Genomic DNA, 12238 nt, shown 5'->3' on the forward strand with positions numbered 1-12238 from the left:
CATCCCTAGGGGAGCGGCGAGCGACGTCGAAGAGTGGCGTAAATTTTGAGCATTCGCGAAGAATACGTTACGAAGTTCCTGCGTGTAAACCATGGCGGCCCGATTTTTTGTCGAGCCGCCACACTCTGCAGCCTCTAGTGCGCTTAGACCGGATTGGCAAGATCCGCCGCGCTGGTAAACGAATCGGCGTAGAACTCGTCCTCCGGCAAACGGTGGTGACTCGTGAAATCTCGCTGCGCGGATTCCACCATCACCGGCGCGCCGCAGGCGTACACCTGATACGCGCTCAAGTCTGGCAGATCTTCAATGACAGCACGATGAACAAAGCCGGTTCGGCCAGTCCAAGCGTCGCTTGCATCCGGTTCCGACAGCACCGGCACGAACGAGAAGTTGGGCACGTCCTTCGCCCATTGTTCAGCCATGTCCATCATGTACAGGTCTTGCTTGCGGCGCCCGCCCCAGTAAAGCGTCATGGGCCGGTTCAGGTTCTTGAACACAGCATGTTCAATGATCGCCTTGATAGGCGCAAAGCCGGTGCCGGAAGCGAGCAGCACGATGGGCTTCTCTGAATCTTCACGCAGGAAGAACGTGCCGAGCGGGCCTTCGAAGCGCAGGATGTCGCGCTCTTTCATGGCGCCGAACACGTGGTCCGTGAAAGTGCCGCCGGGCATGTGGCGCACATGCAGCTCGATCGGGCCTTCGTGATGCGGCGGGCTCGCCATTGAGTAGCTGCGACGCTTGCCGTCTTTCAGGATGAATTCGATGTACTGGCCGGCCAGGTATTGCAGCCGTTCGTTGGCCGGCAATTGCAGCTTCAGTTCGATGACGTCGGTTGCCTTGCGTCCCAGCGCGTTCACGCGGCAAGGCAGCTTCTTGACCTGGATGTCGCCGACCCCTGCGACTTCGCGTATATCGACCGTCAGGTCGCCCTTGGCGGTTGCGCAGCACAGCAGCGCCATGCCGCGGGTTTTTTCGTCGTTGGACAACGCCGATGACGAATGCGGGGCCTGCTCGACTTCGCCTGACACGACCGTGCCCTTGCATGAACCACAGGCTCCGTTCTTGCAGCCGTAGGGAAGTCCTATGCCCTGACGCAGGGCGGCGAGCAGCACCGCTTCGTCGGGTTCTACCTGAAACTGCCGGCCGCTTTGCCGGAGCGTAACGTTGAAAGCCATAGATCCTGGATCAGTTGGATGAAACAAATGCAAAAGCTGTCGCGGCTACAATTGACAGCATGATCGCCACTCGAAAACTACGCCGCGCGCGTGTGCTGATTGCCGGTTGCGGCGATGTCGGCCTGCGTTGCGTGCCGCTTCTCGCCCATCGTGCCGCCGCGCCTCGCGTGATCGCACTTTCAAGTCAACCCGCGCGGGCAGCCGAACTGCGCGCAGCCGGCACAACACCGTTGATCGGCAACCTGGACGAGCGCCGCAGCCTGCAGCGGCTGGCCGGTCTGGCGTCAACGGTTCTGCATCTCGCGCCTCCGCAGAAAACCGGCGACGACGACAACAGGACCCGCGCGCTGATTGCCGCGTTGAGTGCACCGCGACGCTCCGTTGCGCGCGTGGCGACCAGCGCTGTGGCCCGTCAGCGAGCGTGGCGCGGATGGTTTTGCGCGACCTTCAAAAGCAGCATGCCGGCGGGCGTCAGAGTGGGCATCGCTACGCACGCCAAAGCTATAAAAAGAGCGCCTATTGTACCCGACCGGGTTTCTGGCGCCGCCGCGCGCCGGGCGCGGATTCGCCTGATTTATGCGAGCACGTCCGGGGTGTACGGCGATTGCGGCGGGGCGTGGATCGATGAAACGCGCCCGGTCAGGCCTGACAACGCGCGCGCGAAACGGCGGGTATCGGCGGAAACGCAATTGCGGAACGCCACGCGGCGCGGCATGCTGAGTGCATCGATCGTGCGCATTCCAGGGATCTATGCCGGCAACCGCTTGCCGTTGGCACGGCTGCAGAAAGGAACGCCCGCGCTTGCCCCCGCCGACGATGTCTACACCAACCATATCCACGCCGACGACCTCGCCGCCATTCTCGTGCTCGCGATCCGGCGCGCGCGCCCGCAGCGCGTGGTCCACGCATCGGACGACAGCGACTTGCGCATGGGCGACTATTTCGACCTGATCGCCGATGCGTTCGGTTTGCCGCACGCACCCCGCGTTTCGCGCGAGCAAGCCGAGGCGCAACTCGAGCCGATGATGCTCTCGTTCATGCGCGAATCTCGACGTCTGCAGAACACCCGTCTGCGAGACGAAATGCGTTACACGCTGCGTTATCCGAGCATCGACGACTTCCTGCGTGAGTCCCCGCGCAAGAAGGCGGACGATCATCCGGCCGTCACATCAGTACCGGCAGCGTCTCCAGCAGGATGAAGCACAGCAAGGCCCCGATCAGCGCACCGATCAGGTTGGGTTGATAGCGATGACGCAGATGCATCGTCACCAGCAATCCGACGATAAACAACACGCTGATCGCCACGAACGCAATCATTGCAATGGTCATGTGAGCGGCCATGATGGCCCTCCTGCTTCTTTTAATAGTCGTGTAAGGAGTATAGATTTCCGTCGTAAGAAAGGCATGCTGCAGTGCCGCGCCAGCGTATTGTGTTAACACCTATTGAATAGCACCGTCGGTTTATTTACCGCGAGTCGATGAACGACGAAACGTCCGCGAGCACCGTCGAGCGTCCCCGCAAGGGCAACGCCAGCGCCGAAACAATGCGGATATGGCCGAAGCCGTCGTAGTGCTTCACCTCCACCGAGTCACCATGTTTGCGCAGCATGGCCGCCAGGCGGTCGGTGTTGCCGGGATCGACGACGGAGTCGTCGGTGCCGGCTGCGAGGAACATCGGCGGCTCGTGGCCCGTGACGTAGTTGATCGGCTGGCTCTCGGCGCGCGTGTCTGCTGGAAAGACATCGAACAGTGTTCGATCCGTGATGGGCAGGAAATCGTAAGGTCCGGCCAGACCAATCACGCCACGCAAGTCGGCTTTCGACATCGACTGAGCGCCGAGATAGCGCGGATCGGTCGCGATCAGCGCGGCAAGATGAGCGCCCGCCGAATGGCCCATGACAAACAGCCGCGATGGGTCACCGCCGAATTCATGCGCGTGGTCACGGGTCCAGCGAGCGGCGGCGGCCGCGTCATTCACAAAACCGGGGAACGCCGTTTCCGGATACGTCCGGTAGTCGGGCAGCACGGCCACGTAACCGCGCGACGTCAGCGCTTGCGCCACAAACAGGTAATTGCCGCGATCGCCGTTCTGCCAGCTTCCGCCGTAGAAAAAGACGACAACCGGGCGCGGCTCAGTACTGGCCGCAGCGGCTGGCACGTACACATCGAGTACCTGGCGCGGATCGCTTCCGTACGCAATCCCTGACGTTTTCCGATAACCGCTCGACGGGATGGTGGCGTTCAAAAGTTTGACGGGACTACAGGCTGCGAGCGCCGCAGCGCCAAGACTGGCAAGACCGAATGTCACGATGCGGCGTTTTTGTTGTGCGGGCATAAATATCGAAAAGCTGGGGGATGCCACTTCTACGCTCGAAGCAACCGGATGGATGCAGCGCGCCGGGTTGGCCTGATTGAGACCTTAGACCTTGCGAGGGCTTGGCTCAGCGCGCTGTCGCACGAACATGACACGCGCGAGACGTATCAGCCAAGCCTGAGCATGGCGAGGTCCGCATCGTCCAGCCAGCGCCATTGGCCTTCAGCGAGATCGTCGGGTAGGGCAAACCCGCCAATCCGCTCCCGATGCAATTTCTCCACGCGGTTCCCCGCCGCCGCGACCATCCGCTTTACCTGGTGGTACTTGCCTTCGAGCACCGAAAGCTCGAGCTGGCGTTCGTCGCGCTGCCCGGCGCTAACAGCTGCAACGGGCTGTGATTCGCCATGCAGCAAGACGCCGTTGCGGAGTGCCGAGAGTTGAACGTCGTCCAGTGGATGGCGCGTGGTTGCAAGGTAGACCTTCGGCACCTTGCGTTTCGGCGATGTGAATGCATGCACGAACGCGCCGTCATCGGAGAGAAGCAGCAGGCCGGTCGTGTCCTGGTCCAGGCGTCCCACGCATTGCACGCCACGCTCCGTCAGTTGCGGCGGCAACAGGTGAAAGACGCTCAGGTGATGCTGCGGGTCCCGCGAGCACTCGTAGCCCGGCGGCTTGTTCAGCACCAGATACGCTTTCTCTCGATATCCCCATGTCACGCCATCGACTTGAAACTCGAACGACGCGAGCGTGTCGGACGCAATGTCGAGCGCGGGATTGCTGCAAGTTGAGCCCGCAACGGACACGCGTTCATCGGCGATAAGAGCGCGGCATTGGCGGCGCGAGCCGAAACCCTGCGTGAAGAGAATGCGTTCGAGATCCATCAGGGCGGTTCTTGGCTAGCAGGAAGTAGGAATGGACATTCTAGCAACCGGCATGGTTCTATCCCTTCCTGCAACAGCCTGAGCGAGGGCCGCGCACGCACACTTAAGCATTGCCTGCAGCGGCCGTCGGCCATTCGTAAAGCAGGCTGATTAAGTTTTTTTCATAACTGATCCGCCGCATGGCGTCTATGCTTTTCGGCTTGAACCCGTTTTGACCTGTCTCACGCGTATGACGATAGGACGCTGACAACCCGGCATCCAATCGACCACTCCGATCCCTCTTTTCATCCAAGGAGCAGGACATGGCAAGAAACACGGTTGCGGAATATTTGGCGAGGACGCTGGCGGCAGCGGGCGTCGAGCGTATCTGGGGCGTTACCGGCGACAGCCTGAACGGGCTCGCCTACAGCCTCGATCAGGTCGGCTCCATCCGCTGGATGCACACGCGTCACGAGGAAGTGGCCGCGTTCGCGGCAGGCGCCGACGCGGCATCGACGGGAAAGCTCGCCGTGTGCGCCGGCAGTTGCGGCCCGGGCAACCTGCACCTGATCAACGGCTTGTATGACTGCCACCGCAACCAGCAGCCGGTGCTGGCGATTGCCGCGCATATCCCATCGACGGAAATCGGGCTCGGATACTTCCAGGAAACCCATCCGACCGCGCTGTTCAAGGAGTGCAGCCATTACGTCGAGCTGGTGTCGAGCGCGGCTCAATTCCCCCGCGTGCTTGCCCGCGCGATGCGCACGGCGATTGAAGAGCGCGGCGTCGCCGTGATCGTCTTGCCCGGCGATGTCGCGTTGAGCGATGCGCCCGCGGAAAAGCCGGGCTGGTCGGCCACGGGGCCGTCGACCATTTTGCCTTCCGATGTCGATATCGACCGGCTCGCGGCCATGCTGAACGAGTCGGAGGCGGTGACGCTCATGTGCGGCAGCGGCACCGCAGGCGCGCATGACGAAGTGGTCGCGCTCGCGGACCTGCTCGGCGCACCGGTCGTCCACGCAATGCGCGGCAAGCAGTTCATTGAATGGGACAACCCGTACGACGTCGGCATGACGGGGCTGATCGGCTTCAGTTCCGGCTATCACGCGATGATGTCATGCGACACGCTGCTGCTGCTCGGCTGCGATTTCCCCTACCGGCCGTTCTATCCCGCCGACGCCAAAATCATCCAGGTCGACTGGCGCGGCTCGAAGCTCGGCGCACGGGCGCCGCTGGCCCTTGGGCTGGTCGGTACGGTCAAGGAAACGGTCGCGGCAGTCCTGCCGAAGCTCACGCGCAAGCCTGACCGCAAGTTCATCGATACCGCCCGCAAGCACTATGCGGAGGCGCGCAAGGGACTCGACGAGCTCGCCACGCCGGCGGGGCCGGGCAAGGCGATCCATCCGCAATACCTGACGAAGCTCATCGACGAGGCAGCCGCGGAAGACGCCATTTTCACCGCCGATGTCGGCACGCCGACGGTCTGGTCCGCGCGCTACCTGACGATGAACGGCAAACGCCAGCTTCACGGCTCGTTCAACCACGGTTCCATGGCAAACGCGATGCCGCAGGCGCTCGGCGCCCAAGGCGCGAATCCGGGGCGCCAGGTGATCTCGCTCTCGGGCGACGGCGGTTTATCGATGCTGCTCGGCGACTTGCTCAGCGCCCGCCAGCTCGATCTGCCGATCAAAGTGGTGGTTTATAACAACAGTCTGCTCGGCTTCGTTTCAATGGAACTCAAGGCCGCCGGTTACCTGGATACCAACGTCGATCTGGCCAAAACGGACTTCGCGGCCATCGCCCAGGGAGCGGGCATTTTCAGCATCCGGGTCGAAGAGTCTGAAGATATCAAAGAGGCTCTGCAGAAGGCTTTCGCTTATCCCGGGCCGGCGCTGGTCGACGTGGTGACGTCAAAACACGAGCTGGCGATGCCGCCAAAAGTGGAATTGGCGCAGGCAAAAGGCTTCAGTCTCTACATGCTGCGGGCGATCCTGAACGGTCGCGGCGACGAGATCGTGGAACTCGCGAAGACCAATTTTCGCTAGGAACATTCTGAATTCGTTGAAATTCCATGCATTTCGAACAACAATGCGGTGCTGCAATCAATTTACAACTCCAGGGAGATTTGGCAATGAAGAAGTTCTCGCAAATTGCAATGGTTGGTGCGCTCGCATTCGCGTTCGCAGGCACGGCAATGGCACAGTCGGGTGGTGGCGGTTCGAAGACGGACACAAGCAAGCCTGCTGTCAGTCCGAAAGAACCCAAACCGCACCTGCCGCACTTCAAGCATAAGAAAGCAGCATCGGGCGTAGGCGGTACGACGTTGCATCAGGAAGACAAGGCATCGCACCTGAAGGGCGCCTCGGCGGCCGCAGCTGCTTCAGCCCTGGGTACCAACGACAAGGGTCAACCGCAGTAAGCGGCAAGGCCCTGAGTAAGGCGCTCGGGACGGTATGTTCGAAGCGCTGCATACGGCGGCACGCGTCAAGCGTGCCGCCGTATTGTTTTTGGGGCGGAGCAAAGGCGCCCGGTATTTTCAGGCTATCGAGCCGCGCACGCATTGAAGCGCGCATTCCACGAAGCCGCGGATCAACCGGTCGCGCACCGACGCCCGTTTCCAGAGCACACCAAAACGGCGCGGCTCCGACTCCATCGGCAAGCTGATCCGGGCGATGCGCAGGACGCCGGTTATTGGCGACTCGACATCCGGTGCAAGCGACACCCCGAGTCCACGGTCCACCATCATCGCGATGGCGGCGAGCGAGCTGAGTTCGAAGCGCTCGGTCGGCACAATGCCGGCGCGCCTCAGATAACGCTCCGCTTCCTTGCCGCCCGCCCGCGAGCGGTCGTAGCGGATCAGCGGCTCGTTGGCGAGCAGGTCGTGTGCATCGCGTTTCGCCAGGCTTTGCGGCGCGATCACCACCAGCGGTTCTTCACGCAGGAGTTCCCACACGAAGGTCTTTGGCATGGCGAATGCGGGATGCGTGCAGACGGCGGCATCGACGTCGCCTTGCTGCAATGCTTCATACAATTCGTTCGATGACCCCGACTGAATGAATACCTTTACATGCGGGTGAGCGCTGACAAAAAGCGCGAGGATATCCGGCAGCAGGTTGTGCAGCGCCGTATTGATCGTGCCGAGCCTGAGCTCGCCGGTCGCATAGTCGTCGTTGGCGAGGATCTTCAGGTCGGCGAGTTCGCGCAGCAAGCCCCGCGATTGCGCGACTATCCGGCTGCCTGCCGGCGTCACCGACACCGTCCGTCCGGCGCGCGCGAAGAGCGGCGTGCCGAATTCGCGCTCCAGCGTGCGGATCTGCTGCGCCACCGCGGCGGGCGTCAGGTCGAGGCGGCGCGCGGCTTCGGCCATTGAACCGGTATCGACGACCAGCAGGAAACTGGTCAGGAACGAGGTCTCCATAAAGATACTTTTAGTTGATTTTGAAGGCACATTCTATCGCTTTATCTTCATTGTGCCGATGTCTAGACTGGCAGCATGAAAAGCAAACTATTTGTTCCGGGCTCACGGCCCGAACTGTTCGCCAAAGCGCTGGCGAGCCAGGCAGACGCCCTTTCATTCGATCTCGAAGACTCAGTGTCGGAGGCGCGCAAATCCGAAGCCCGGGCGCATCTGCGCGACTTCCTGCTGGATTCTCCGCAAGAGCCAGGCGCCTCGGACCGTTTTCGCGGCAAGACGATAATCGTGCGTGTGAACGCCATCGATTCGCCTCACTTCGAAGCCGATCTCGCCGCAGTCGTGCAGACGGGCGTCAATCTGATCAACTTGCCGAAACCGCGCAACGCCGACGACGTTCGGGCAGCCGCGAACGCGCTCGATGCCGCCGAACGTGCCAACGGCGTGACCGGGCCGATTGGCTTGCTGCTGAATATCGAGTCGCCGGGTGCGTTGCGGCGCGCGTTTGAACTGGCCAGCGCCCATCCTCGCGTGAAAGGCTTGCAGCTTGGGCTGGGTGACTTGTTCGAGCCGCTCGGCATCGCGCGACGGGAAACCGCGGCCATCCAGCAGGCCATGTTCGCGTTGAGCATGGCGGCGGGCGAGGCGGGGGTGTTCGCCTACGACTCCGCGTTCGCCGATATCCGCGATCAGGCCGGCTTCCAGACGGAAGCACGGCTCGCGCGCAGTCTTGGTTTTATAGGCAAGAGCTGCATTCATCCGAGCCAGGTCGCGCTCGCCAATGAAGTATTCCAGCCGACGCCCGATGAGCTCGCCCACGCGCAACGGGTCGTCGAAGCGGCTGCAGAAGCCGATGCAGCGGGCCGGGGCGCGTATGTGGTCGACGGCAAGATGATCGACGTTCCATTCGTCGCGCGGGCGCGGGCGATCGTGGCGCAGGCGGCTTTGAATGCGGTCGTGGGCGAGACCTCAAAGCAGGAGCAAGATCAGGAGCCGCAGTCATGAGCACGTCATCTCGCAGACCCGAAGGCGCACGCGGACCGCTTAGCGGCATCAGGGTGCTCGATCTGAGCGCTTATATCGCCGGGCCGTATGGGTGCAGCCTGCTCGCTGACCAGGGCGCCGAAGTCATCAAGATCGAGCCGCCCGCGGGCGACAACCTGCGCAAATATCCGTCGACGCTCGAGAGCGAAAGCCGCGCCTTTCTCGGTGTGAACCGCAGCAAACTTGGCCTCGCGCTGGACCTGAAACAAGCTGAAGGACTGGCTACGCTGAAGGCGCTGGTGGCAACCGCCGACGTGCTCGTGCACAACTTCCGGCCGAGTGTGCCGGCGCGACTGGGTATCGATTACGAGCAGTTGAGAGCGCTCAATCCACGGCTCATTTACTGCGCCGTGACCGGTTATGGCGAAACCGGTCCGCTCAAGGACAAGGCCGGTTACGACCAGGTGCTGCAAACCATGACCGGCATGTGCACGATGCAGGGCAAGAGTGGCGGTCCGCCCGAGGTGCTGTACGGATCCGTGGTGGATTACTACGCGGCGGCTTTGGTAGCTGGAGGCGTGGCGTCGGCATTATTCGAGCGCGAGCGCAACGGCGAGGGGCAATACGTGGGCGTGTCGCTGTTGCGAAGCGCGCTCACCATGCAGTCGGCGCGACTGGTCTGGACCGACAGCGAGCCCCGCGAAGTCGGCCGCGACATGCGTTCAGGCGGCATTACGGGGATTCATCCGACGCGCGATGGCTACCTCTACATCTCCGCCAATACGCCGCATTTCTGGCAGGCGTTGTGCAGCAAGACAGGCCTCGACGCACTCGCGGCCGATCCGCGTTTCGACACCGTCAGGAAGCGCGCGCTTCACGTAAATGAAATCGTGCCGCAGCTTCACGCCGCACTGGCAGCCAAGAGCGCGCTGGAATGGGAAGCGCTGTTCGGCGAAGACGTGCCTTGCGCGGCGGCGCGGACAGTGGAGGACATGTTCGACGACCCGCAGGTGCTGGCCGAAGACATGATCGCGACGTATGAGCATCCGGTGGTCGGCCGATATCGCGGGCTCAAGCGCTCGATCCGCTTCGGCCGCACACCCGGTCCCGAACCGTTTGCCGCGCCTACGTTCGGACAGGATTCAGAGCAAGTGCTGAGCGAACAAGGCATGTCGGTCGATGACATCGAAGCGCTGCGGGCAAAGCGCGTGATCGAATAAAAGCGGATAAAAACAACAAGGAGACACGTCATGCCCGCAATCACCCTGGCGCCACCGCTTGCCTGCGACGCGCACATGCATGTCTACGATGCCCGTTTTCCGCACGACGGCACGATGGTGAGCAACGCTACCGCCGATGATTATCGGCGTGAGATCCAGGCGCGCATCGGCACTACACGCACGGTGGTCGTGACGCCGCGTATCTATGGCGTCGATAACAGCGTGACACTCGACGCGATCCGGCAACTCGGCGCCGACCGTACGCGCGGCGTGGCGGTGCTCCGTCCCGACGTGACCGACGCCGAACTGGTCACGCTGCATACGGGTGGTATCCGCGGGATTCGGTTCACGCTGTACACGCCGGTGCAGGCGGTGGTCGGCTTCGAGATGGTGGAGTCGCTCTCGCAGCGAGTGCATGAACTTGGCTGGCATGTCCAGTTGCATTGGACAGCGGCGCAGATCGTTGAACATGAGGCTTTGCTGAGGCGCCTGCCGTCGAAGATCGTCTTCGATCACCTCGCGCGTTTGTCTTTGCCCGAGGGGATTGATCATCCCGCGTTCGGCATCGTGCGCTCGCTGCTGGACGGTGGGCGTGCGTGGCTGAAGTTGTCGGGTCCGTATCTCGATTCGCGCGTGGGCGAAGCGCAGCGCTACAGCGACATGGACCGCGCGGCGCATGCATGGGTCAATGCTGCGCCCGAGCGTCTGGTGTGGGGCAGCGACTGGCCGCACACAACGGAAGCGACCAAGCCCGACGACACCACACTATTCGACCTGCTTTCCCACTGGGTTCAAGACCCGATACAACGCCGCGCGATTCTCGTCGATAACCCCGCGAGCCTGTATGACTTTTGACGCCGCCCGACGCTAGAACATCCAACAACAATGACAAGGAGACTGACATGAAACCGGCGAGCGCCTCACCTTCGGGCGGCAGCGGTAAAACACGCTTCACCAACGCGACCATCGAGCTTTTCGAGCGAGTCATCCCCGACCCGTTCGTTCTCGCCATCCTGATCACCGCGTTCGTCGCGGTAGTGTCTGCGTTGTTTGCGCCGCACGCGTCGTTCATGGGGATTGTCGGCGGCTGGTACAAGGGTTTCTTCGATATCCTCACGTTCGCGTTCCAGATCACGCTGATCCTCGTCACGGGCCACGCCTTCGCGCATGCACCTCCTGTGCAGCGGCTTTTTCGTGCGGTCGTTTCTCTCGCGCGTACGCCGGTCCAAGCTGCCACGCTGACGTTTGTGTCGGTGGCGGTCGCCTCATTTTTCAACTGGGGGTTCGGGCTCGTGGTTGCAGCGCTGCTCGCGCGTGAAGTCGCCAAGCGCATGCGCGTGGACTTTGCGTGGATTGTCGCCGCCGGCTTCTCCGGCTGGGTCGTGTGGGCGAGCGGCATCTCGAGTTCGATCGCACTCGCCCAGGCGACACATGGCAGCGCCATGAACGTCGTCGAGAAACTGACGGGGCAGGTGTTGCCCTTCAGCAGCACGGTGTTCACCGCGTTCAATCTCGTGCCGACAATCCTGATGCTGGTCGCCACGCCGATCGTGTTGGCTTTCCTCAAGCCGGCCGATGAAGACATCGTCGTACTCGATCTCGACAAGAATCCCGATGCTCCCGTGAAAACCCGGCCCGCAGGCAAGCTCACGCCGGCGAAGTGGCTTGAGTATTCGTGGGTGGGCAGCGCGTTTATCGGTGCGGCAGGGGTGTCGTTCCTGGCGATTGCGTGGACGCACAAGACCGGCTTCAGCGGCGTGAACGCGGTGATCTTCGTGATGTTCATCGCGGGCGTGGTGCTGCATGGTTACCCCCTCGCTTACGCCGATGCCATCAAGAATGCCGCGCGCCAGACCGGCTCGATGATGCTGCAGTACCCGCTCTACGGCGGCATCATGGGGATCATGGATGCGACCGGTTTGCCCGACGTCCTGTCGCACTTCTTCATCGCTATTTCGAACGCGCACACGCTGCCTTTCTGGAGTTACGTGTGTTCGCTGATCGTGACTTTTCTCGTGCCTTCCGGTGGCGGGCACTGGGCGGTGCAGGGACCATTCGTGGTGCCGGCGGCGGTGGCGCTGCATGCATCGGTGCCCGGCACGACCATGGCGGTCGCCATGGGTGAACAAGTGTCCAACATGCTGCAGCCGTTCTGGGCCGCGCCGGTGGTGGCCATGGCGGGTGTCGGCGTGCAGCGGGTGCTCGGCTTCACCTTCATGACTTTCCTGCTCGGCGCGGTGGTGTATGGCGCGGCCTTGCTGTTGCTGATCTAG

The 12238-nt window shown here is 62.3% G+C and carries 12 protein-coding genes; 7 read left to right on the top strand and 5 right to left on the bottom strand.

From position 1 onward, the window contains the following. Window positions 1-143 precede the first annotated feature (143 nt). Window positions 144-1175 carry a CDP-6-deoxy-delta-3,4-glucoseen reductase gene (locus tag ACSOSP_RS17000; protein ID WP_455308493.1) on the bottom strand — a complete coding sequence of 344 codons (1032 nt, stop codon included), beginning with the start codon at window positions 1173-1175 and terminating at the stop codon, window positions 144-146. Between the two features lie 59 nt (window positions 1176-1234). On the opposite strand from ACSOSP_RS17000, the gene ACSOSP_RS17005 reads away from it, so the two are divergent. Continuing rightward, on the top strand, window positions 1235-2374 hold the full coding sequence (locus ACSOSP_RS17005; protein ID WP_455308494.1) for an NAD-dependent epimerase/dehydratase family protein: 1140 nt from the start codon (window positions 1235-1237) through the stop codon (window positions 2372-2374). On the opposite strand, the gene ACSOSP_RS17010 is transcribed toward ACSOSP_RS17005, so the two are convergent. The 3 genes from ACSOSP_RS17010 to ACSOSP_RS17020 form a co-directional block, all read right to left on the bottom strand. Next, entirely contained in the window at window positions 2340-2516 is a 177-nt protein-coding gene (locus tag ACSOSP_RS17010; RefSeq protein ID WP_031359874.1) for a hypothetical protein, read from the bottom strand. The two genes, ACSOSP_RS17005 and ACSOSP_RS17010, sit on opposite strands and share 35 nt — an antisense overlap. Before the next feature lie 124 nt (window positions 2517-2640). After that, window positions 2641-3510 carry an alpha/beta hydrolase gene (locus ACSOSP_RS17015; RefSeq protein WP_455308495.1) on the bottom strand — a complete coding sequence of 290 codons (870 nt, stop codon included), beginning with the start codon at window positions 3508-3510 and terminating at the stop codon, window positions 2641-2643. A 146-nt stretch (window positions 3511-3656) separates the two neighbouring features. Then, window positions 3657-4370: a pseudouridine synthase gene (locus tag ACSOSP_RS17020; protein WP_455308496.1), complete on the bottom strand. Its 714-nt coding sequence runs from the start codon at window positions 4368-4370 to the stop codon at window positions 3657-3659. A gap of 302 nt (window positions 4371-4672) precedes the next feature. Between ACSOSP_RS17020 and poxB the strand changes: the two genes are divergently transcribed. Both poxB and ACSOSP_RS17030 read left to right on the top strand, forming a co-directional pair. Further along, window positions 4673-6394: a ubiquinone-dependent pyruvate dehydrogenase gene (gene poxB / locus ACSOSP_RS17025; protein WP_455308497.1), complete on the top strand. Its 1722-nt coding sequence runs from the start codon at window positions 4673-4675 to the stop codon at window positions 6392-6394. An 86-nt stretch (window positions 6395-6480) separates the two neighbouring features. Further along, window positions 6481-6768 carry a hypothetical protein gene (locus tag ACSOSP_RS17030; RefSeq protein ID WP_031359878.1) on the top strand — a complete coding sequence of 96 codons (288 nt, stop codon included), beginning with the start codon at window positions 6481-6483 and terminating at the stop codon, window positions 6766-6768. Window positions 6769-6885: 117 nt separating this feature from the next. Here ACSOSP_RS17030 and ACSOSP_RS17035 read toward each other — a convergent pair whose 3' ends face one another. Then, on the bottom strand, window positions 6886-7767 hold the full coding sequence (locus ACSOSP_RS17035; protein WP_455308498.1) for a LysR family transcriptional regulator: 882 nt from the start codon (window positions 7765-7767) through the stop codon (window positions 6886-6888). A gap of 75 nt (window positions 7768-7842) precedes the next feature. Here ACSOSP_RS17035 and ACSOSP_RS17040 point away from each other — a divergent pair, with 75 nt between their 5' ends. From ACSOSP_RS17040 to ACSOSP_RS17055, 4 genes are read left to right on the top strand one after another with little or no spacing between them, the layout of a single operon-like run. Next, window positions 7843-8766: an HpcH/HpaI aldolase/citrate lyase family protein gene (locus tag ACSOSP_RS17040; RefSeq protein WP_455308499.1), complete on the top strand. Its 924-nt coding sequence runs from the start codon at window positions 7843-7845 to the stop codon at window positions 8764-8766. After that, the gene (locus ACSOSP_RS17045) at window positions 8763-9965 is read left to right on the top strand and encodes a CaiB/BaiF CoA transferase family protein (protein ID WP_455308500.1); all 1203 of its coding nucleotides are present in this window, start codon (window positions 8763-8765) and stop codon (window positions 9963-9965) included. Before ACSOSP_RS17040 ends, ACSOSP_RS17045 begins: the two co-directional genes overlap by 4 nt. Before the next feature lie 30 nt (window positions 9966-9995). Then, window positions 9996-10820, top strand: a complete 825-nt coding sequence (locus ACSOSP_RS17050) for an amidohydrolase family protein (RefSeq protein WP_455308501.1) — start codon at window positions 9996-9998, stop codon at window positions 10818-10820. A gap of 47 nt (window positions 10821-10867) precedes the next feature. Beyond that, on the top strand, window positions 10868-12238 hold the full coding sequence (locus tag ACSOSP_RS17055) for a short-chain fatty acid transporter (protein WP_455308502.1): 1371 nt from the start codon (window positions 10868-10870) through the stop codon (window positions 12236-12238).

Source organism: Caballeronia sp. KNU42, assembly GCF_053760385.1.

What these genes read in the sequence shown, in the direction of transcription:
- ACSOSP_RS17000 (WP_455308493.1), bottom strand. Translation starts at nt 1,175, where the DNA reads ATGGCTTTCAACGTTACGCTCCGGCAAAGCGGCCGGCAGTTTCAGGTA.
- ACSOSP_RS17005 (WP_455308494.1), top strand. Translation starts at nt 1,235, where the DNA reads ATGATCGCCACTCGAAAACTACGCCGCGCGCGTGTGCTGATTGCCGGT.
- ACSOSP_RS17010 (WP_031359874.1), bottom strand. Translation starts at nt 2,516, where the DNA reads ATGGCCGCTCACATGACCATTGCAATGATTGCGTTCGTGGCGATCAGC.
- ACSOSP_RS17015 (WP_455308495.1), bottom strand. Translation starts at nt 3,510, where the DNA reads ATGCCCGCACAACAAAAACGCCGCATCGTGACATTCGGTCTTGCCAGT.
- ACSOSP_RS17020 (WP_455308496.1), bottom strand. Translation starts at nt 4,370, where the DNA reads ATGGATCTCGAACGCATTCTCTTCACGCAGGGTTTCGGCTCGCGCCGC.
- poxB (WP_455308497.1), top strand. Translation starts at nt 4,673, where the DNA reads ATGGCAAGAAACACGGTTGCGGAATATTTGGCGAGGACGCTGGCGGCA.
- ACSOSP_RS17030 (WP_031359878.1), top strand. Translation starts at nt 6,481, where the DNA reads ATGAAGAAGTTCTCGCAAATTGCAATGGTTGGTGCGCTCGCATTCGCG.
- ACSOSP_RS17035 (WP_455308498.1), bottom strand. Translation starts at nt 7,767, where the DNA reads ATGGAGACCTCGTTCCTGACCAGTTTCCTGCTGGTCGTCGATACCGGT.
- ACSOSP_RS17040 (WP_455308499.1), top strand. Translation starts at nt 7,843, where the DNA reads ATGAAAAGCAAACTATTTGTTCCGGGCTCACGGCCCGAACTGTTCGCC.
- ACSOSP_RS17045 (WP_455308500.1), top strand. Translation starts at nt 8,763, where the DNA reads ATGAGCACGTCATCTCGCAGACCCGAAGGCGCACGCGGACCGCTTAGC.
- ACSOSP_RS17050 (WP_455308501.1), top strand. Translation starts at nt 9,996, where the DNA reads ATGCCCGCAATCACCCTGGCGCCACCGCTTGCCTGCGACGCGCACATG.
- ACSOSP_RS17055 (WP_455308502.1), top strand. Translation starts at nt 10,868, where the DNA reads ATGAAACCGGCGAGCGCCTCACCTTCGGGCGGCAGCGGTAAAACACGC.